22 protein-coding genes are annotated in these 17890 nt (G+C 62.7%); 8 read left to right on the forward strand and 14 right to left on the reverse strand.

Annotation, left to right across the window (positions count from 1 at the left end; genetic code table 11):
• Positions 1-286, forward strand: a 286-nt coding sequence (locus tag EN879_RS04605) for an SDR family oxidoreductase (protein WP_127273961.1), incomplete at its 5' end; no start/stop codon positions are given.
• A 16-nt stretch (positions 287-302) separates the two neighbouring features.
• Here the strand turns inward: EN879_RS04605 and EN879_RS04610 are convergent.
• Complete coding sequence (locus EN879_RS04610) at positions 303-1277, reverse strand: LysR family transcriptional regulator (RefSeq protein ID WP_063168624.1); 975 nt, start codon at positions 1275-1277, stop codon at positions 303-305.
• Positions 1278-1292: 15 nt separating this feature from the next.
• Entirely contained in the window at positions 1293-2198 is a 906-nt protein-coding gene (locus EN879_RS04615) for a S1C family serine protease (protein WP_024501724.1), read from the reverse strand.
• Positions 2199-2393: 195 nt separating this feature from the next.
• Here EN879_RS04615 and yghU point away from each other — a divergent pair, with 195 nt between their 5' ends.
• Positions 2394-3260 carry a glutathione-dependent disulfide-bond oxidoreductase gene (gene yghU, locus EN879_RS04620; protein WP_013530630.1) on the forward strand — a complete coding sequence of 289 codons (867 nt, stop codon included), beginning with the start codon at positions 2394-2396 and terminating at the stop codon, positions 3258-3260.
• Positions 3261-3343: 83 nt separating this feature from the next.
• Here the strand turns inward: yghU and EN879_RS04625 are convergent, their stop codons facing one another.
• Both EN879_RS04625 and EN879_RS04630 read right to left on the reverse strand, forming a co-directional pair.
• Positions 3344-3646 carry a DUF1236 domain-containing protein gene (locus EN879_RS04625; RefSeq protein ID WP_013530629.1) on the reverse strand — a complete coding sequence of 101 codons (303 nt, stop codon included), beginning with the start codon at positions 3644-3646 and terminating at the stop codon, positions 3344-3346.
• Between the two features lie 613 nt (positions 3647-4259).
• Positions 4260-4478, reverse strand: coding sequence for an exopolysaccharide production repressor protein (locus EN879_RS04630; protein ID WP_224674556.1), 219 nt, complete (start codon positions 4476-4478; stop codon positions 4260-4262).
• A 325-nt stretch (positions 4479-4803) separates the two neighbouring features.
• On the opposite strand from EN879_RS04630, the gene EN879_RS04635 reads away from it, so the two are divergent.
• From EN879_RS04635 to EN879_RS04650, 3 genes are all read left to right on the forward strand, one after another.
• Complete coding sequence (locus EN879_RS04635) at positions 4804-5091, forward strand: hypothetical protein (protein ID WP_063168625.1); 288 nt, start codon at positions 4804-4806, stop codon at positions 5089-5091.
• Positions 5092-6055: 964 nt separating this feature from the next.
• Positions 6056-6355 carry a DUF1236 domain-containing protein gene (locus EN879_RS04645; protein WP_013530625.1) on the forward strand — a complete coding sequence of 100 codons (300 nt, stop codon included), beginning with the start codon at positions 6056-6058 and terminating at the stop codon, positions 6353-6355.
• Between the two features lie 107 nt (positions 6356-6462).
• Positions 6463-6645 carry a hypothetical protein gene (locus EN879_RS04650; RefSeq protein ID WP_318014171.1) on the forward strand — a complete coding sequence of 61 codons (183 nt, stop codon included), beginning with the start codon at positions 6463-6465 and terminating at the stop codon, positions 6643-6645.
• 305 nt (positions 6646-6950) lie between these two features.
• Here the strand turns inward: EN879_RS04650 and EN879_RS04655 are convergent, their stop codons facing one another.
• Entirely contained in the window at positions 6951-7502 is a 552-nt protein-coding gene (locus EN879_RS04655; RefSeq protein ID WP_063168626.1) for an isochorismatase family protein, read from the reverse strand.
• A gap of 111 nt (positions 7503-7613) precedes the next feature.
• Positions 7614-7817, reverse strand: a complete 204-nt coding sequence (locus EN879_RS04660; protein WP_063168627.1) for a hypothetical protein — start codon at positions 7815-7817, stop codon at positions 7614-7616.
• Between the two features lie 35 nt (positions 7818-7852).
• Here EN879_RS04660 and EN879_RS04665 point away from each other — a divergent pair, with 35 nt between their 5' ends.
• Positions 7853-7942 carry a hypothetical protein gene (locus EN879_RS04665; RefSeq protein ID WP_081714185.1) on the forward strand — a complete coding sequence of 30 codons (90 nt, stop codon included), beginning with the start codon at positions 7853-7855 and terminating at the stop codon, positions 7940-7942.
• Positions 7943-8146: 204 nt separating this feature from the next.
• Positions 8147-8245 (forward strand): hypothetical protein, encoded by a 99-nt coding sequence (locus EN879_RS04670; RefSeq protein WP_013530621.1) that lies wholly within the window; start codon positions 8147-8149, stop codon positions 8243-8245.
• Positions 8246-8305: 60 nt separating this feature from the next.
• Here EN879_RS04670 and EN879_RS04675 read toward each other — a convergent pair whose 3' ends face one another.
• Positions 8306-9502: a hypothetical protein gene (locus EN879_RS04675; protein WP_063168628.1), complete on the reverse strand. Its 1197-nt coding sequence runs from the start codon at positions 9500-9502 to the stop codon at positions 8306-8308.
• 38 nt (positions 9503-9540) lie between these two features.
• Between EN879_RS04675 and EN879_RS04680 the strand changes: the two genes are divergently transcribed.
• Positions 9541-9684: a hypothetical protein gene (locus tag EN879_RS04680; protein WP_127224232.1), complete on the forward strand. Its 144-nt coding sequence runs from the start codon at positions 9541-9543 to the stop codon at positions 9682-9684.
• 11 nt (positions 9685-9695) lie between these two features.
• Here EN879_RS04680 and EN879_RS04685 read toward each other — a convergent pair whose 3' ends face one another.
• The 7 genes from EN879_RS04685 to EN879_RS04720 all read right to left on the reverse strand — a co-directional run bounded on the left by EN879_RS04685 (position 9696) and on the right by EN879_RS04720 (position 17880).
• Positions 9696-10466 carry an exodeoxyribonuclease III gene (locus EN879_RS04685; RefSeq protein ID WP_013530618.1) on the reverse strand — a complete coding sequence of 257 codons (771 nt, stop codon included), beginning with the start codon at positions 10464-10466 and terminating at the stop codon, positions 9696-9698.
• 4 nt (positions 10467-10470) lie between these two features.
• On the reverse strand, positions 10471-11115 hold the full coding sequence (locus EN879_RS04690) for an alpha/beta fold hydrolase (protein WP_063168629.1): 645 nt from the start codon (positions 11113-11115) through the stop codon (positions 10471-10473).
• Positions 11116-11339: 224 nt separating this feature from the next.
• A complete protein-coding gene (locus EN879_RS04695; RefSeq protein ID WP_063168630.1) occupies positions 11340-12455 on the reverse strand; it encodes a tetratricopeptide repeat protein in 1116 nt (371 codons plus the stop codon).
• Positions 12452-13357, reverse strand: a complete 906-nt coding sequence (locus EN879_RS04700) for a Ku protein (RefSeq protein ID WP_024501732.1) — start codon at positions 13355-13357, stop codon at positions 12452-12454. The genes EN879_RS04695 and EN879_RS04700 overlap by 4 nt, the downstream gene beginning before the upstream one ends.
• 420 nt (positions 13358-13777) lie before the next feature.
• Complete coding sequence (gene ligD, locus EN879_RS04710) at positions 13778-16270, reverse strand: DNA ligase D (protein ID WP_063168631.1); 2493 nt, start codon at positions 16268-16270, stop codon at positions 13778-13780.
• Between the two features lie 45 nt (positions 16271-16315).
• On the reverse strand, positions 16316-16540 hold the full coding sequence (locus EN879_RS04715) for a hypothetical protein (RefSeq protein WP_027160830.1): 225 nt from the start codon (positions 16538-16540) through the stop codon (positions 16316-16318).
• A 224-nt stretch (positions 16541-16764) separates the two neighbouring features.
• Positions 16765-17880 (reverse strand): glycosyltransferase family 9 protein, encoded by a 1116-nt coding sequence (locus EN879_RS04720; RefSeq protein WP_127273962.1) that lies wholly within the window; start codon positions 17878-17880, stop codon positions 16765-16767.
• Between the last annotated feature and the right edge of the window lie 10 nt (positions 17881-17890).

The following is a 17890-nucleotide window of genomic DNA, read 5'->3' on the forward strand; positions in this document are numbered from 1 at the left end:
CGTTGCTGCTGTCAACGCAGCGCTCGAAGGCCTCGTGCGGGCGCTGGCGGTCGAGTTGGCGCCGATCCGCGTCAATGCCGTGTCACCCGGCTGGGTCGACACCACGATCTGGGCGCAAGTGGCCGGCGACAGGAAGGACGAGACGTTAGCCGCGATGGCCAAGCGGCTGCCGGTCGGGCGGATTGGCCAACCCGATGATATCGCCGACGCCATCGCCTTCCTGATCGGCAATGGCTTTACCACGGGAACGACGCTGCATGTCGAGGGCGGCCACCGCCTGATCTGAACCGCCGCTGCTTCCGTCAGGAGTTGTTTGCAAACAAGGCCTTGGAGCGGTTCGACGATTCAAGTCCTGAACCAGCCTTGGCGGGCTGCAGGGCCGGCACCAGCGTGTCGCGCGCGGCAGTGAGCAATTGCTTAAGCGCCGGCAGCTGGACGCGCCGGCGGCGCCAGATCATCACCAGCGGCGCCGTCCGCATCTGGCCGGGCCATCGCATTTCGACGATGTCGCCGCGTGCGAGCGCATCCGGGACGGCCAGGCGTGGAACGAGGGCGAGCCCCGCGCCGGCCGCCACCAGCCGCGCAATGGCGCCGATGCTGCCGACCTCGTTGGCAAGTCTGGGTGCGGCAGCGCCCGCCTCGGCAAAGGCCGTGTCGAACATGTGTCGGTAGATACATCCGGGCTCCGTTGCCACGAACTGCAGTTCGCCAAGCGCGGCAAGGTCGCCTGGCACGCTGCCCTGCCCCGGAGCCGCGACCAGCACCAGCGGTTCGGCTGCTATCGTGCGCCTGGCGAAGTGTTTATCCGACGCGCCCTTCGCGAAATCACGGCGGTCGAAGCAGAACGCGACATCGATGTCGCCATCCTCCAATTGGCGCAGCAGCGCGCCGCTGCCCGCCACCTTCATCCGCACGGTGATGTCGGGATGGCCGGCCTGGAACCCGGGCAGCCAAGGCGCCAGCCTGGCCGACGCGATCGTCTCCAGCGCGCCGATGGTCAGGTGCCCGCTTGTCGAACCTGCCGCTGCCTGCACGGCCGCGCGCGCCTCGCCGTCGAGCCGCAACAAATCCTCGGCGATCGGCTGCAGCGCTAGGCCTGCCGGCGTCAGCTCGAGACCGGACTTCGCGCGCGTGAACAGGGCAGCGCCAAGCTCGGCCTCGAGCGCCAGGATCTGGTCGCTGACGCTCGATTGCGCGAGGTGGACCACTTCTGCGGCGCGCGTGATGTTGCGGCTCCGCGCCACCGCAAGGAAGGTTTTGAGCAGTCTTGGATGCATCGTGTGGCTGACGCGCTATTGCAGCTGCGGTTTCTTCAGAAAACTGCCGCGGTCGGCGGACTTGACGCGCAGCCAGGTTTCGCGGCCGTCGCGCAGCACCCGCATCGGAATCTCGGCACCGGCCGAGCCGCTCTCCCACAGCTTGCGATAGAAATCGGCGAGTCCATCGACCGCGCCGTCGCGGATGTCCGAGATGATGTCGCCCTGGCGCAGGCCAGCCTTGGCCGCCGGACCGCCTTCGGTCACGCTCATCACCACCACTCTGCCATCGCTTTCGGCCGACAGGGCGCCGAGCCATGGACGCGGCGGCTTGGCCACCTGGCCGCGCGTCAGGAGATCGTCGAGTATGGGCGGCAACAGATCGATCGGCACCACCATGTTGATATCGGCGACCTCGCCATTGCGGCTCATCTGCAGGCGCAGCGAACCGATGCCGAGCAGCGAGCCATCGGCGCCGAACAGCCCGGCACCGCCCCAGGACGGGTGCGCCGGCGCAATGAAGATCGCCTCGTCGAGCAGATACTCCCAATAGCCGGCGAATTCCTGCTTGGTGACGATCCTGGCCTGCACCGACTGGCCGATGCCGTCGGCCAGCACCACGGCGTCGCCGATCCTGGCCTTGCCGGCATCGCCCAGCGCCACCGCCGGCAGGCCGAGCGGCGCCAGCGCCTGCACCAGGCCGAAGCCCGATTCCTGGTCATAGGCCAGCGCGTGCGCGGGGATGACGCGGCCGTCATGGCTGGTCAGCCAGACCTCTTCCGCTTCGGTGATGAGATAGCCGATGGTCAGCACCAGCCCGTCATTGCGAATGACGACGCCGCTGCCTTCCCTGAGCGTGCCGAGCGCCCCGGCCGTAAAGGCATCTTCGGGAACAGTGGCCCGCACGGCCACGACCGAGCGCAGATTGGGATTGATGGTCATGCTTTTGTCCTGGGTGGGCTTTGGCGACATCTTCTATAGGTATGCCACGCAGGAGAAGGCGCAAGGGTAAGGAAGAGCCCAATTGCCGATGTTGGCACTGCGGGCATCGATAATAGTTCAACGCAAGTTGAACTTACACATCCGCAGCCCTAGTTAATGGCGACCTGCCATCCTTCCCCGACACGAGGCCACGAAATGACCGACTACACACCGCCGAAAGTATGGACCTGGAACAAGCCGAGCGGCGGAGCCTTTGCCAGCATCAACCGGCCGATCGCCGGGCCGACGCATGACAAGGAACTGCCTGTCGGCAAGCATCCGTTGCAGCTCTATTCGCTGGCGACGCCGAACGGCGTCAAGGTCACCGTCATGCTGGAAGAGCTTCTGGCGCGCGGCCACAAGGGTGCCGAATACGATGCCTGGCTGATCCGGATCAACGATGGCGACCAGTTCGGCAGCGGCTTCGTCGAGGTCAATCCAAACTCCAAGATTCCGGCCCTGATGGACCACAGTGGCACCACACCGGTGCGCATCTTCGAATCCGGCTCGATCCTGGTCTATCTCGCCGAAAAGTTTGGCGAATTCCTTCCGACCGAACAGCCGGCCCGCGCCGAGGTGCTGTCCTGGCTGTTCTGGCAGATGGGCTCGGCGCCGTATCTGGGCGGCGGCTTCGGCCACTTCTACGCCTATGCGCCGGAAAAGTTCGAATATGCCATCGATCGCTTCTCGATGGAGGTGAAGCGTCAGATGGACGTGCTCGACCGCCGGTTGGCCGAGACTGAATATCTCGGCGGCAAGGACTATTCCATCGCCGACATGGCGGTGTGGCCCTGGTATGGCGGGCTGGCACTCGGCCGCATGTACAATGATTCCGGCGAGTTCCTGTCGGTGCACGAGTACAAGCATGTGCAGCGTTGGGCGAAGGCCATCGACGCCCGCCCGGCGGTCAAGCGCGGGCGCATGGTCAACCGCGCCTTCGGTGAGCCTGCCATGCAACTGCATGAACGCCACGACGCCAGCGATTTCGAGACCAAGACGCAGGATAGACTGGCCGCCGAATAGGCCATCGCGGGTCGCGGCAAAGGAAACCCGCCCCGACGCGACGTCGGGGCGGGTTTTTCCCAAGGTCCAGTACTGCGGAATCCCTAGTGCAGCACTTCAACAATCTGGCGGGTCTCCGGATCGACGAGGACCGTCTGGTCGTTGATCACCGCGACGCGGTATTTGACGTCGGGCACCTCACGCAGTTCGACCGTATCCGGCACCGACGAGCCGAGCTTGAGCTCGACGCCCAGAAGGTTCACCGAGGCAAGCGGTTCTCTCTTGATGTATTCGCGAACGACTGTCTCCTGCTCCGGCTGGACGACGACGACGTTTTCCGCCAGCGCCGCACCAATCCCGCCCATCAGGACGACGGCGGTCGCCGCGCTCGTAAGATAAAGTCTCATGGCCATCTCCTAGTGATAACTGAATTCCGCCCTCCATAAAAACTCCACCGCTGCCATGCGGTTCCATCGTAACTTCAGAATTGAAGATATTACGATTGCAGCCTGGATATTGATTGGTTGCTGATCAAACATTCGGCAGACAGCATTCAAGAGTTTGAAAACTTGCACAGATATGTACGGATATTTAAAGGGAAAAAATTCAATCTGAGCACCAGTGCGCCAAATCGGCCGCGCATCCGCCTCTTCATCTGGACGATTTGAAAGGCTCCAGCACGAAAAGGGCTCGCCCCGCCGGGAGCAGAGCGAGCCATAACGGCACCGATGGAGGCGGCAACCTCATCGGCACTGCCAGAGAACGCGAAGCATCAGCACTTGTTCCCAACCTGTCGGCCTGAGCACAATGCGGAGCGGTCGCGCATGCATCCTGTTCCCATGATAACGCTGGCCGAAATCTCCAGCAGGGATATGCTCAGAAGCCGTCTCAGCGACCAAACACCTTGCCGTCGGTCGTGATCGCGCTGGTGGCGACGTTCCCCGAGCGCCCCGGCGCACGCGCTCGAGTGGACGGCCTGGTATGGAAACGCCATTCCTGATCGGTCCCGGTCACCCGGTCTCAAAGCTGGACACCGTCGCGATGCAATGGCGGAAAGGCGTCTACCGGATCCTGGCTCGGCACGATGTCATGTGCGCGCCTGAAGATCAGCCTCACGACGAGCACGAAGTAGCCGACCTGCAGGACAAGCAGCGTCGCTATCGTCCAGGCAAATGCCTCCCAGAAGGAGCCGGTGGTCATATAGGTCCAGACCGCGACGATGACGGCCGTGGCTGACATTCCTACCAGAAACTGTCCAAAATACATGGTTTCCAAAACCGTCGAAACCGCGCCGGTTCCAACCAGTCCCTGCCTCATTTCATTTCCCGCGGACAACATTTCATTATTTTAGCAACTTCGCAAGTAAGGGGTCAGTCGCCGCAATGCGTTCTCCATTTGCACGGCAACTTGGCAACTGTGCGGGCCGCGGCCGCGGTGCTGGCGGGCTGGGCTGACACGCCAGCCGTCGACAATCCAGAAGCACGCCGGTCTTTGCACTTCGGGTCCGGAACAAACGCCGGCACGCCGAGTTTCGCCTCCAGTTCTTCAACGATTGGAGGCCAGCATGGCACCTCGCAACAAACCAAGCGCCGACATCGAAGATGACGCACCGAGGGCGGATGGGCCGACCATCGAGCAGCAGGATTGGGATGCAATCAAGGGCGGCGAGATCCTGCCAGAGTCCGCGCCGGAAAACGGCGACATGCGTTACGGCGTCGAAAAAGACGGCGATCTGCCGGACGAGGACGACGATAACGCGTACCAGGACAGCGACGACGCCCTCCCCGATGATGAGGAAGAAGCCGCAATCACGCACGATCAGACCCGAGAGGGCGGATTCGACGAGACGTGAGCTATTCGTCGCCCGAGACATGACTGCCTGTTGTTGAACTTGCCAAAGCCACATTTTCCATGCCCGGTTCGCGGGCGATTTTGCTTGGCCAGCTAAGTTTTCCGCCCAGGCAATATATCAGGTTTACCTAAAGTAACGGAACATCCAAGGGACATTATCGGAACTGAACAAGGCCCCTTGGACCTTTGCGCTCGGCAGATAAGACCTTGGTCCTACAGGAAAAAGCAAAAGCCCAAAGTGACCGATTGAGTCTTCCAACGAGGGAACATCGGGCCTCGCTTGTCGTTTGTCGCAGAACTCGGCACCGCCGGGTGTCTGGAGAACGCCGCGATGGCCCACCGATCCACCATCATCAAGACAGGCTATGGCCCAGGAACGGCGATTGCCGTGCTCATGGTTGGATTGACGGCGGTGGGCATCGTGTTCCTCATTCTCGGCAGTTCGCTTTACTTCAGCGAGCAGCCTACGGATCAACGTGTCTTGTCTTCGCCGCCGGCTCGATCGATACACACGGCCCGATAACCGAGCGGCAAACTGAACGAGCAACTGCTGGACGATAGCGACGAGCAGGCCGGCGTATGGTGAAGATAGAGGGTTCGCCAGGCGCCGAAGCGGCTTGCGAACCCTCTCAGCGCAGGAAGGGACGTTGCTGCGCCGATCGACGACATGTCAGCCAAGGACTATTCCCATCACCAGAAAGGTAACGGCTGTCGCGAAAATCGGTGCGAGCAACCAGCGCGCTTGGCCAACACTTTTGTCCATCTGTTTCTCCGAATTCCGGGAGACAAACAGCCGTGAACAGAGAGCCGTTCCCGTCGGTAAGACCAATGCGCTCTCGGGCCAGACTTAAGTCGCAGACAGCATCCGACCGAAGCCCAATCTGAGGAACATTTTCAGTTGGCTCAAGTTCAGTTGCCGTCAGCGTTGGACGATCTTGTCATGCTGACTCGCAAGGAGAAACAGTATGAAAATGCACCTAACGGGCGCCGCAGCGGCGCTGTTGCTGTTGGCCGGAGTGGGCGCCGTTGCCGCTCAGGACGTTGTCATCCAGCCTGAACAGGACACGGTCATCCGCGAGTATGTGAAGAAGCAGCCCCTCGCTTCGGTCAAGATTCCCGGCGTGGAACTGAATGTTGGTAGCGCGTTGCCGGATACGGTCGAGCTTCATGAGATCCCCGACGTCAAATACCGCTACGTAGTGGTCGACAACCGCACCGTCCTGGTGGATCCGGGCACCCGCAAGATCGTCAAGGTCTACGACTGAACTTGGAATTGTCCCAAACCCGCCGCCAGCCATGGCGGCGGGTTGCCCATGTCAGTTTCCAATCAGGACGAGTGAAGATGATAAGCAAAGCTGTGACATCCCCTGCTTTGGGCGTTCGCCTGGCCGATCTCCAGGCCCGGATGCGCGATGCGCGGGTGACGGATGCCGAAATGAAAACCTTTCAAAAGGTCGCGGCCATCATGGAAGATCGTCACGGCCGGATCGATGGCGACGACCTGATTGCGGTGTCGTTCCTCGCCGATCCGGTGCAGCACCGGCAAACGCCTTGAACGACATTTCCAATAACCAGCAGGCTTTTTGACTCCCGGACCGGGAAAGCGCGCCGAAAGTCTCAGCCGAATCCGCCCTTTTGCTCCGGCCTATTCCGCTTTCGCGGAAGTTTCGAGCGGCACGCAATGTGCAATGTTGCTAATGCGGCGGTACGAGCCGCCCTGGTTGACGCGGGCGCCCGAGCCATCCCAACAATGCGCCCCCCCCGTCCGCGTCGACCACGGCAGGCGCCCGGCGCTGTCTTCCCTCGCGAAGTCCTCAAGCCGGCCTGCCTGATAATGCGGCCTGCGGCGACGTTCGGGCTTCAGCCGCCGACAAGCGCCTTTGTGGTCACCAGATTGACGCCGGCCTCGGCGAATTCGCCATTGTGCCTGACGATGACCTGCTCGGCACTCTCGCTGGCATTGTCCAGCGTGCTGTGCGCATCGGACACCACGGTCACGCCGAGCCCTCTGGCGATCGCGCCCTTGACCGTCGCGGCCACGCAAAAATCGGTCTGCGCGCCCAGGAGCACGACAGCACCCGCACCCTGCCCGGCAACCCAGTCGCCGAAGGCGGGATTGCTGAAAGCATCGCGCACGGATTTGGCAAAGGTCGGCTCGTCCGCAGCTTGGCCAAGTGCGGGCCAAACCGGCCAGCCCGGCTGATCCGGTGCCAACGGATCGCCTTCGGGTCCATCATGCCTGACAAATGCGACCTTGCGCCCGCCGCCCCGCGCCCAGTCGATCACCGCTTTGGTGCGCTCGACTATGCCTGGCGCATCATGGATCGGCGGTTCGTGCACGCCGTCGAACATACCGGTCTGGAGATCGATGACGATGAGCGGCGCGTTGTCTGGGAGGCTGGATGCTGGCATGGGCTTTACATAGCACGGCGGACAAGGTGATCAAGATTTGCTCATTCCGACGCGCCGGCAAACAGCACGACGCCGTCACCGCCGTCGGGCGGCCAGTCGCGGGTGGTGCGATCATTGCCGCCGGTCAGCACCGCGGCGGACGCCCGCATAGATCGGGCCGGTCTTGCTGTCGAACAGCGCGATCTGGTGGCCGGTGTCCATGCCCCATAGCCGGGCCGTGCCGTCGAGCGAGCCGGAGGCCAGGCGCTGGCCGCCAGCCGATAGCGCCAGGAGGGCCGCCGTCGGCGCCCGGCTTGGTTGACACATGTCGCGCATCTGCCATGCTCGCCGAGAGTTCAGGAGAGAACACCATGAAGAAGACTTACGCGAAGCCGACCTTCGTCAAGAAGGGCAAGCTTTCCGCCGTCACGGCAAACGCCCCGAGCAGCGTCACGCTTTAATCCGGCGCATCTCTGGCGGATCGCGCCGGCGCTGGAGAGCAAACTCCAGGTGCAATTGGTTTTGGGATGGCCCGAAGCAAAGAATAGGGACCCTGGCCCCTGGTCGCGCATTGTTGGGTTTATTGTTTGTTGCTTTCAGCTCGCATGGTTGACAGATGGCCGCAGTATGGCATCATCAGGCTGGGATTTTAGGAGAGTCTGAAAATGAAGAAGATTTATGTGAAGCCGTCGTTCTTGAAAAAGGGCCGTCTGTCGGCGGTCACAGCGTCGAACGGCGCCTCGATTATCATTGTGCCGGGCTGATCGTAAACGTAACCTGATTGAAGCGGGGCGAAATTCGCTCCGCTTTGGCATGCTCAAATCTCAGCGTGTCAGGACCAAATCGTCCACGACCATTTGCCAATAGTGCTTCGTCGACAGGCGAACACGCGTTACAGCTTTGAGCATCGGGGCATAGTGCAACGGCGTCAGCGCCGACAGCGTGATCTGATCGCTTGCAATCAGCTGCTCGCCAAGCCAGCTTTCGATCAGCGCCACCTCCCCTTCCGACGCCAGCCAGGCGGCGCTCAGCATGACCGAGTGAAAGCCGAACGGCCGTTCGCAGCTGAATTCGGCAGGCAGCCCGCTGCTGGTGTAGAGCACATGGTCACCGGAGACGTTGCCATTGACATAGCCCTGGCTGTCCTTGGTGTAGTCGCGCGCCATCGCATTCAGGTTGCGCCACGCCAATCCGGCATGACCGGCCGGAATTTTCCTGAAGGTGCGCGACGTCACATCGTCGAAACCGATCGTTTCGAGAGCGGCATCAGTGGCAATGCCGGCGCGTTGCGCGGACAGCAGGCCGAGATCCGCCGAGTAGGGCGACAGCGTCAGCCGCCGCTCCAAGCCTTCGCCACTGATGCTGACCGTGTCGGCTTCTTCAGCCAGGTCGAAGCTGAAGACGGCACCCGGCGCCAGTGTCCGCGCCTCCAGGACGTGCCCGTCCCCCGACACGGAGAGGGTCGCGGGTCCATCGCCGGCAACGCGCCCGCTGACGCGGCGCGGCGGCGCCAGACCGACCGGCAGCAGCATCTCCTGTGATACCATCCCGGCCGGCGAACCCGGCAGCGGCAGGAAGTGTCGGGACTGAATGTCGTTTTCGCTTTTCGCCTGCCAGCCGGGCGGCACCGAAACCACAAAGCGCCAGTTGCCCGGCTTGCGGATCACGGCCTTTCTGCTTTTCACCGACATGGGGAAATTGGCAAAGCCGGCATTGTTGGTGCGCGCGGACGCGGCGAGCTTGCCGGCTTCGTCATACAGCCGCACCATGATCCCGGCCATCGGCCGGTCTCCGGCGCCGTATTTGCCGTCGCGATCGACATCGAAATAGACGAAGGACGAGTAATTGAGCATGCCCCCGCGGCCGCTCCAGTCGGTGCGGACGGCATAGTCGGCAGCCGGATTGGTCTGCCGCCGTCCCTTGCGGCGGCTGCGCTTCCGCCACAGCCGCCAGGACACGACAGCTGCCGCAAGCACCACAAGGGCGGCGAACAGTATCTCGACAGCGCCCAAGTCAGGCATGGAGCCTCCTTTCACAGATCTCGTGGAGGATTGCGTTCATGGGCGATCCGGCTGCGTTGGAATACTTTGCCGACAGGTTATTGCATGTCGGCCAAAAGCGAACCCGGGTTTGGGACAGCGACATGCATCAAGACAAAAGACTTAAAGCGCGTTGCATGGATCCGTTCAAGCGCGACGCATGAAAGCAGTCGCCTTACTTCAATTCCACCCACACCGGCGCATGGTCGCTGGCACCGTCCTCGCCGCGCACGTCGCGGTCGATGCCGGCGGCGGTCAGGCGGCGTGCCAGTTTCTTCGACAGCAGGATGTGATCGAGCCGGAGGCCCGCATCGCGCGGCCAGCGGTTGCGGCGATAGTCCCAGAATGTGTAAAGCGTTTCCTTCGGATGCTTCTTGCGCAGGGCATCAAGCCAACCCTGGTCGAGCAGGCGCCGGAACGACGCCCGGCTTTCCGGCTGCACCAGCGCGTTGTCGTCATAGGAGCGGGTGGCGTAGATATCGCGCGGCTCGGGCACGATGTTGTAGTCGCCGGCCAGCACCACCGGCAGGCCGGTGTCGAGCAACTGTTCGGCATGCGCCTCCAGCCGCGCGTGCCAGGCGAGCTTGTAGGCGAATTTCGGGCCGGGCTGGGGATTGCCGTTCGGCGCATAGAGGCAAGCGACGACAATGCCATTCACCGCCGCCTCGATGTAGCGGCTCTGCCTGTCGGCTTCGTCGCCGGGCAAGGCATCGCGGGTCAACACGGGCTCGGCACTCCGCGCCAGGATGGCAACGCCGTTCCAGGTCGGCTCGCCCTTCCACACCGCGCCATAGCCGGCCGCCGCCAATGCCGAGCGCGGAAACTGCATGTCGCGTGCCTTCAACTCCTGCAGGCACACGACATCGGGCTTTGCCACAGCCAGCCATGTCAGCAGGTTTTCAAGCCGGCTGTTGATGTTGTTGATGTTGAAGGAGGCGATCTTCATCGCTTCAGGAAGCGATCCGACCCGACCACGCCTTGACCGTCTCGGCCAGCGTCTTCAGATGATCGGCGGTCGAAAACCCCGAAACACTCTTGCGAGGCTTGAGATCGTGGTCGCCGTCCTCCAGCCAGATCACCTCGACGCGATCGGAAAGGTCATAAGTCGCAACCTCGTCCCTGGTGCCGAACTCGTCGCGGGTGCCCTGGAAGATCAGCGTCGGTGTCTTGAGATCGGCGAGGTGTTTGGTCCGCAATTGATCGGGCTTGGCCGGCGGATGGAAGGGATAGCCGAGGCACAGCAGGCCTGAAATCTCGCCCTTGGCAAACATCTCGTCGGCGACCATCGAGGCGACGCGCCCGCCCATCGACTTGCCGCCGATGACGAGCGGGCCGGTCACGCCCTTCGCCCTGAGGTCGGCTATCGCCTTGATATATTCCGGGTTGACCGTCTCGGCCCGCGGCGGCGGCTTGCGGTGGCCGTAGCGGCGGGCAGCCATATAGTGGAACTCGAAGCGCGCGACCTGGAAGCCGGCCGCGGCCAGCGCCTTGGCGGTGGCGGTCATCGAGGGGGAATCCATCGCCGCGCCCGCGCCATGGGCGAGCAGGATGGTGACCGGGGCACTGTCGGGACCGTCGAAGAGAAAGGTGGTCATGGTCTGATGTCCTGCGCGACGGCGACGCTGCCACTCTTCCCCCTCGTGAGGGAGATGCCCGGCAGAGCAGAGGGGGGCGTGAAGAAATGCCAGCCTTCAGTCAAGCTTGCGTGCGGGAAAACGCTCCGAAATTGGCCGATCTGTTGGCGGGACAGCGCCCCCCTCTGCCCTGCCGGGCATCTCCCCCACAAGGGGGGAGATCGGCTGTCATCGCTAATCATCCCTCACCCCGCCGTACGCGCCAACTGCAGATCCACGAACTGCACGCCCTTGGCCGCCATCCGCGACCACTCGGACTCCGCATCGAGTTCGAGATAGCGCACCCACAGCCGCCGCGCCTCCGGCAGATCGCCGGCGTCGAATTCGAGCCGGGCGAGGTTGAACACCGGATCGGCATAGTTTTTGTCGAGCGCGATCGCTTTCTGCAGGTGCCTTCGCGCCGAGGCCTCGCGGCCCTGCTCGCTCATCAGCCCAGCGAGGTTGAACCAGGCCTCGACGAAGGCCGGATCGAGTTTTATCGCATTGATATAATCGTGCGCGGCGTCCGCCGCGTGGCCGCCGGCGCGCAGGCAGTTGGCGCGGTTGAAGGCGGCAATCGCATCGCTCGGATCGATGGCGAGACAGCGCTGGTAGAGTGCGGCTGCCCTATCATGGTCGCCACCCTCCTCCGCCGCTTCGGCCTCGGCAAACAACTCTTCCAGTGTGTCGTCGCCTGCCGAACCGGCGCTGCCCAAATCGAACAGAAGCTGTCCGTCGAGTTCGCTCTGGCCGCCTTCGAGGTAGATCGCATCGGCGCGCCCATGCTGCGAGCCGACATTGAGCGACTTGGCGGTCAGCGACGCCACCGGGCCGGAGCGGTGGACGGAGCGCGCGATCGCCCCCCATGTCGCGCCGCCGGCGACGAGCCCTGCATATTTGCGCGCCAGGATCAGGTCGCGGAAGGAATAGGGTTCTGCGTCATGCTCGAACGCATCGAACAGTGACAACAAATCGAGCTCGGCGCCGGATAGCCGCGATTGCTCGATCAGCGATTGCCGCGACAGCGAAGACGCCTCCGGTGCCTTCATCAGCCCGAGAAGGCGCAGGAATCCGTTCTCGCTGAGGAGCTTGTGCCCGGCCGCGCGCTCGGCGGCGACACGGCGCTCGATCTCGGCATCGCCGTTCCTGGAGAGCCCGGCCTTAGCGAGCAGCGTGCGGCCGCACACGACATGCGTGGTGCGCCTGGTGACGCCGCGCCGCAGCTGGCCGTGCTGACGTTCGACTTCACGCGCGGCCAGTCTGAGCGGAAACGCCGCCAGCGCGCCTATGGTGCCGAAAACAGCGCCGGCCGGTGCCGTCATTTCTTGCTCTTGCCGACCGCCTTCAGCAGATTGGCCTTCAGCGGATTTTCAGCAGCACCACCCGCTGCCGCTTTCTTTGCGGCTGGCTTGGCAACCTCGTCGGCCTTGCTCTTCGACTTGGCTGGCGGCTTCGATTGCGACAGGCTGGCCTTCAGCGCATCCATCAGGTTGATGACATTGCCGCGCTCCGGTGCCGCCGCAATAATCGGCTTGTGGCCTTTCAGCTTCTCGCGGATCATCGTCATGAGTGCCGCCTCGTAGCGGTCCTCATAATTCTTCGGATCGAAGGTGGTTTCCTTCTGCTTGATCAGCGCTTCGGCGAGCTGCAGCATTTCGGGGTCGGGCTTGCCAGCTGGAATATTGCCAAAATATTCAGCCGTCCCGCGCACTTCGTTCGGGTTCCTCAAGGTGCACACGAACATGCCGTTCTCGCGCGCGCCGATCGTCACCACGCGCTCGCGGCTCGACAGCACAAGGCGGGCGATGGCGAGCTTGCCGGATTTGCGCATCGCTTCGCGCAACACGGCGAAGGTTTCCTCCGCCATCGCGCCGTCGGGCGCCATGTAGTAGGGCGCGTCCTGGTAGATGACGTCGACCTCGTCCTCGTCGACGAAGGCCTCGATGTTCATCGTGTGATTGGATTCGATGCGCACCGCGTCGAGGTCTGCATCATCGATGATGATGTACTGCTTGTCCTCGTATTCGTACCCCTTGACCAGATCAGCACGCTCGACGAGCCCTAGTTCGGGGTCGACCGGCTTCATGTTGATGCGGTTATGGGTCTTCTTGTGCAGCTGGTTGAACGAGATGCGCTCGCTGGCGCTGGTGGCGGGATACAACCGCACCGGACAGCTCACGAGGCTGAGTTTGAGGTAACCTTTCCAACTTGCCCTAGGCGCCATGAAACACTCCTACGCGGTCATGCACTGACAAAGACCTGCAGCGCTTTCGTCCGAGGACGATTGAGGCTGAGCAAATCCTACACCGACCGCACACAATACCGGCAAATCCCTGACGAAATCTTCCGCCATGCATTTGAGGTCGTGGACAGAGAATAATTCAAATTGTTGGAAGCGTCGATGGACTGGAATTTAAAACGCTGGCGGGACAGCGCCCCCCTCTGTCCTGCCGGACATCTCCCCCTCAAGGGGGGAGATCAACAGCTTCGGCGTCTCGCCCACTTCAGCAGCGTTGCAGATTAGCGGAAGCCCGGGTAGTGGCCAATCTCCCCCCTTTGAGGGGGAGATGTCCGGCAGGACAGAGGGGGGCGCCACGGATCGCGGTGGTCCTTGTTCTGCAACTACTTACTTCGTCTTCTGCAACTACTTCGTCGCCCCCGAGACCACCGGCAGATCCCGCGCAAACTTATCAATCTCCGCCCACGGATCGCCCGACGTCGCCAACAGCCCCGGCAGCGACGAATAATTCAGATCCTGCGGCGCATCGATGGATTCGAGGTCGCTCCAGCTGACCGGCGTCGAGGCCGGCAGATTGGTGCGGGCGCGCAAGGAGTAAGGTGCTGCGGAGGTGTGGCCGCGCGCATTGCGGTGGTAGTCGATGAAGATGCGCTTCTTGCGGTTGTCCTTGCCCATGGTGGTGGTGAAAGTATCAGGCGCCGTTGTCGCCAGATGCGTGGCGATCGCGCTGGTTGCCTGGTGCAGTTTCTTCCAGTTCTGCTTGCCTGTCACAGGTACCGTGATGTGGATGCCGCTGCCGCCGGAGGTCTTGGCGAACGGCACCAGCCCCAGGCGCCCCAATTCGTCCTTGATGTGCACGGCGGCCTCGACCACCTCGCGCCAGGCGATCCCTTCTCCCGGATCGAGGTCGAGGACGATCTGGTCGGGTCTGTCGAGGCTGGCGCGGTGGGTGCCCCAGGTGTGGAACTCGACGACGCCGAACTGCGCCAGCGCCAGATACCCTTTCGCGCCTTCGACCGAGAGATAGGATTTGGTTTCGCCCTCGGAATTTGTCGCCTCGAATGTCACCACCGAGGGCGGCATGCCGGTGAAGGCGTGGCGCTGGAAGAAGCAATCCTTCGGCAGGCCGGTCGGGCAGCGCACCAGCGACACCGGCCGGCCGAGAATGTGCGGCAGCATGAAATCGCCGACCAGCGCGTAATAGACGGCGATGTCGAGCTTGGTCGGGCCGGTCTTGCCGAACAGCCGGCGCGTCGGGTTGGTCACCCAGATGGTGGCAAGGTCAGCCTCGGCGATCAGCCGCTTGCGTGTCGAGGATACCGGCGTCGACAGGCCGACATCCCTCAAACCGCGGAAGACGCCGTGGCGCAGTGCGTTGTCCGCTGTGCGGTTGGCGTAGTGGATGCGCGCCGACAGCAGCGGCCGCACCCAGTTCATCTCGCGCATGATCTCGCGCGGAACGCCCTCGGGCGCGCTGGCGCCTTCCCGCAGCGGCTCCAGCCTGGCGAGCAATTCACCGGCTGTGGCGGCATCGAAACCGGTGCCGACCTTGCCGCGATAATGCAATTCACCGCCCTCGAACTCTGCCATTCCGAGCGCCGCCAGCCCTTCGGCCGCATCGGAGATGGTGAAGCCGGCGATGACGAAGTCGTCCGACAGCAGCGCCTTGGTCTTGGTCCAGCTTTTGCTTCGGCCGCTCTGATAGATGGCCGTGGCGCGCTTGGAGACGACACCCTCCAGCCCCAGTTCCGACGCCTGGTCGTAGAGCCCCTGCCCCGAGCCCTCGACATGGTCGGAGAACTGGATGGCGGAATTGGCGCCGAGGCCCGACAGCATCTGCGCGAGCAGCGCCTTGCGCCGGACCAGCGGCGCCTTGGTCAGGTCCCAGCCGTCGAGATGGAGAAGATCGAAGGCGTAGAAATGGAGCTTGCTGCCGGCGCCCTCGGCCAGCGCATCCTGCAGCAGCGCGAAACGGCTGATGCCCCGGGCGTCGAGCACCACGATCTCGCCATCGATGATGGCGTCGCAGCACGGCAGTTTGGCGAACGCATGCGGCAGGTCGCCATAACGCTTCGTCCAGTCGATGCCGCCACGGGTGATCAGCTTGACCGCGCCCTCAGTGAGATGCGCCATGGTGCGGTAGCCGTCGAATTTGATCTCGTGCAGCCAGACTTGTTTGGTGTCTTCGCCATCGGGCGGTTTTGGCACCTGCGTCGCCAGCTGCGGCTCGATACGGGCAAGCATGGGGGCCTTGAAGGCGCCCGGCAGCGTGCCGGGCTTCAGCGATCCCTGTCTGGGCGCGGGTTTGGCGGCGGGCTTTGCCGGCGCCGCCAGCTCCTCGATGCGCAATCCGGATTTGACGCTCTCCGGCCGGGCCGTGAGGATGTCAAGCGCAGTGTCGGCCGCGAGGTCGCGCTCTTTGAACAGCAGCCAGTTCTTCTTGTTTTCGTCCTCGCCGGGTTTCGGCTTCAGCCGGGTCAGCATCCAGCCGCCATTGAGCTTGGCGCCGGCCAGCCGGAACTTGAAGGCGCCGGTGCGCAAGCTCTTTTCGACATCGTCCATCGGCGCCCAGCTGCCGGTGTCCCAGACGATCATCGGCCCGCCGCCATACTCGCCTTCGGGAATGACACCCTCGAAGTCGATATATTCGAGCGGATGATCCTCGGTCTCGACCGCCAGCCTTTTGTCGGCCGGATTGAGCGAAGGCCCGCGCGGCACCGCCCAGCTCTTCAAGACATCGCCGACCTGCAGTCGCAGATCATAATGGTCTGCGGTGGCGTGGTGCTTGTGCACGACGAAGCGGTTGCCGTCGCTGCTGACGAGCCCGCCAACCGGTTCCGGCGTCTTGGCGAATTCGCGTTTGGCGCGATAGGCTTTGAGCTTTGGTGGAGTTGTCATCGCAAAGATCGAAGCACGGCGGCCAGGAACAAGCCAGTCACGCTCTCAATCGTCAGCGGCCGGCGTCAACTCGAGCTCCGCCGGCGACAGCCCTTGCTGCAACTGGCTCAGCCGGAATTCGTCGACCCAATAGGCCTCGCCATCGACCAGAACCCGGGCTTGGTAGGTGCCCTCCGAAAAACGCTGCTCGGTGATGTAGACCTTGTGACGATCGAGCGCTTTGCGCACCGCGGCGCGTTTGGAATTCTGACCTGTGACGGGACTGAACATGACACTGCCCTCGGTCGCCCTGACACGCAACGCGGCCGCTGTCGGCGGCCTTGCGACTGGCTCCAAGGATGCCGGAGACGAGGTGTCCTGTCAATTTCGTGGCAGTGCAGGTTGCAGTCCGGTTAAATTTTGCAGTCTTTTGAAGATGCTCGGGTCTCGGCCTGAATCACGATGTGAAGCGCGCGAAGACGAAGCCGCGCGTGATCGTGCCTGTTGCCGCCAGCCTACGAAGCGGCCGGCATACCCGAATGAGTGGATTTTCGGACTTCCCCGATGAGATCGAGTGTCGCTGCCGCGACCTCGGCAACCTGAAGCCGCTGCACACAATAGACCCCACCGGGGTTGTTTTCTTTACAAACACCTGGAGCGATGCATGGACAGGGCATGACCGGCTGGAGCGTCCGGTTCGGGACACCGAACGGGCCCCATTGCTCAGGCGACGTCAGGCCGTACAACCCCACCGCTGGAGTTCCGACAGATGCCGCGATGTGCATCGGGCCGCTCTCATTGCCTAGAAAGATTGATGCTTCGGCCAACAATGCCGTCAGGACTTCAAGCGAGGCCTTTCCGACGACACTGGCGACCGGCGACGCCGCCACTTCAAGGATCCTTTGCGCGGCAAGCCCCTCATCCGGCCCACCAACGAGCAGAGATCGCAACCCGGTTCTGGCGTATACCTCGTCGATGACCGCAGCAAAATGTTGCGGCGGCCAACAACGCCCTTCGAACCTGGCGCCGGCATGCACGGCCACATATGACTTCTTTGCCAAAGCGTTTTCCGCAAGAATCCTGGCACACTCTTCCTGGGCGGTCCCGTTCGGCTGCAGCCGAGGCGTTGGGTCCTGACAATCCAACCCAAGCGCGTGGAGTGGAGACAGGTTCCTGTAGAGATAATGGGGGCCGCCCTGTCCGAAAGTCGCGGCGAGAACGTTTGCAAGCTGGATTTCCCAGAACTTCATCGGATGCTCGGAAGGATCGAAGCCGACGCGAAGTGGAGCGCCGATCAAACGATGCATTATCCGCGAGGTTTTTGAATCGGTAAGGTCGATGCTAAGATCGAATTTTCGACGCCGCAGATCAGAGATGACGCCACGATAGTCGCTCAAACGCTTGAGCAGAGTCCTTCCTCTGCCGCGGGATTCAAAGCCAACGGCAACATCGGCGATCCCTTGCGCGACGATGAACTGCTTGAGTCCCGGCGCACAAAGCATGGTTACCGATGCTTGTGGATAAGAAAGACGCAGGTTGCGAACCAAAGCAGATGTCAGAACGACATCTCCAATGTACTTCGTTTGAATAATGAGGATGGAACGAATCCCATCTCCTAAACTTGCATGCATCGAGGTGATC

Origin of the sequence: Mesorhizobium sp. M7A.F.Ca.AU.002.02.1.1 (genome assembly GCF_003998535.1) — a bacterium.
Taxonomy (GTDB): Bacteria; Pseudomonadota; Alphaproteobacteria; order Rhizobiales; family Rhizobiaceae; genus Mesorhizobium; species Mesorhizobium ciceri.

What these genes read in the sequence shown, in the direction of transcription:
- EN879_RS04720 (WP_127273962.1), bottom strand. Translation starts at nt 17,880, where the DNA reads ATGCATGCAAGTTTAGGAGATGGGATTCGTTCCATCCTCATTATTCAA.
- ligD (WP_063168631.1), bottom strand. Translation starts at nt 16,270, where the DNA reads ATGACAACTCCACCAAAGCTCAAAGCCTATCGCGCCAAACGCGAATTC.
- EN879_RS04665 (WP_081714185.1), top strand. Translation starts at nt 7,853, where the DNA reads ATGAAGAAGACTTACGCGAAGCCGACCTTCGTCAAGAAGGGCAAGCTT.
- EN879_RS04660 (WP_063168627.1), bottom strand. Translation starts at nt 7,817, where the DNA reads ATGCGCGACATGTGTCAACCAAGCCGGGCGCCGACGGCGGCCCTCCTG.
- EN879_RS04690 (WP_063168629.1), bottom strand. Translation starts at nt 11,115, where the DNA reads ATGACCACCTTTCTCTTCGACGGTCCCGACAGTGCCCCGGTCACCATC.
- EN879_RS04670 (WP_013530621.1), top strand. Translation starts at nt 8,147, where the DNA reads ATGAAGAAGATTTATGTGAAGCCGTCGTTCTTGAAAAAGGGCCGTCTG.
- EN879_RS04695 (WP_063168630.1), bottom strand. Translation starts at nt 12,455, where the DNA reads ATGACGGCACCGGCCGGCGCTGTTTTCGGCACCATAGGCGCGCTGGCG.
- EN879_RS04655 (WP_063168626.1), bottom strand. Translation starts at nt 7,502, where the DNA reads ATGCCAGCATCCAGCCTCCCAGACAACGCGCCGCTCATCGTCATCGAT.
- EN879_RS04675 (WP_063168628.1), bottom strand. Translation starts at nt 9,502, where the DNA reads ATGCCTGACTTGGGCGCTGTCGAGATACTGTTCGCCGCCCTTGTGGTG.
- EN879_RS04715 (WP_027160830.1), bottom strand. Translation starts at nt 16,540, where the DNA reads ATGTTCAGTCCCGTCACAGGTCAGAATTCCAAACGCGCCGCGGTGCGC.
- EN879_RS04700 (WP_024501732.1), bottom strand. Translation starts at nt 13,357, where the DNA reads ATGGCGCCTAGGGCAAGTTGGAAAGGTTACCTCAAACTCAGCCTCGTG.
- EN879_RS04645 (WP_013530625.1), top strand. Translation starts at nt 6,056, where the DNA reads ATGAAAATGCACCTAACGGGCGCCGCAGCGGCGCTGTTGCTGTTGGCC.
- EN879_RS04685 (WP_013530618.1), bottom strand. Translation starts at nt 10,466, where the DNA reads ATGAAGATCGCCTCCTTCAACATCAACAACATCAACAGCCGGCTTGAA.
- EN879_RS04630 (WP_224674556.1), bottom strand. Translation starts at nt 4,478, where the DNA reads ATGTCAGCCACGGCCGTCATCGTCGCGGTCTGGACCTATATGACCACC.
- EN879_RS04635 (WP_063168625.1), top strand. Translation starts at nt 4,804, where the DNA reads ATGGCACCTCGCAACAAACCAAGCGCCGACATCGAAGATGACGCACCG.
- EN879_RS04615 (WP_024501724.1), bottom strand. Translation starts at nt 2,198, where the DNA reads ATGACCATCAATCCCAATCTGCGCTCGGTCGTGGCCGTGCGGGCCACT.
- yghU (WP_013530630.1), top strand. Translation starts at nt 2,394, where the DNA reads ATGACCGACTACACACCGCCGAAAGTATGGACCTGGAACAAGCCGAGC.
- EN879_RS04610 (WP_063168624.1), bottom strand. Translation starts at nt 1,277, where the DNA reads ATGCATCCAAGACTGCTCAAAACCTTCCTTGCGGTGGCGCGGAGCCGC.
- EN879_RS04680 (WP_127224232.1), top strand. Translation starts at nt 9,541, where the DNA reads ATGGGCGATCCGGCTGCGTTGGAATACTTTGCCGACAGGTTATTGCAT.
- EN879_RS04625 (WP_013530629.1), bottom strand. Translation starts at nt 3,646, where the DNA reads ATGAGACTTTATCTTACGAGCGCGGCGACCGCCGTCGTCCTGATGGGC.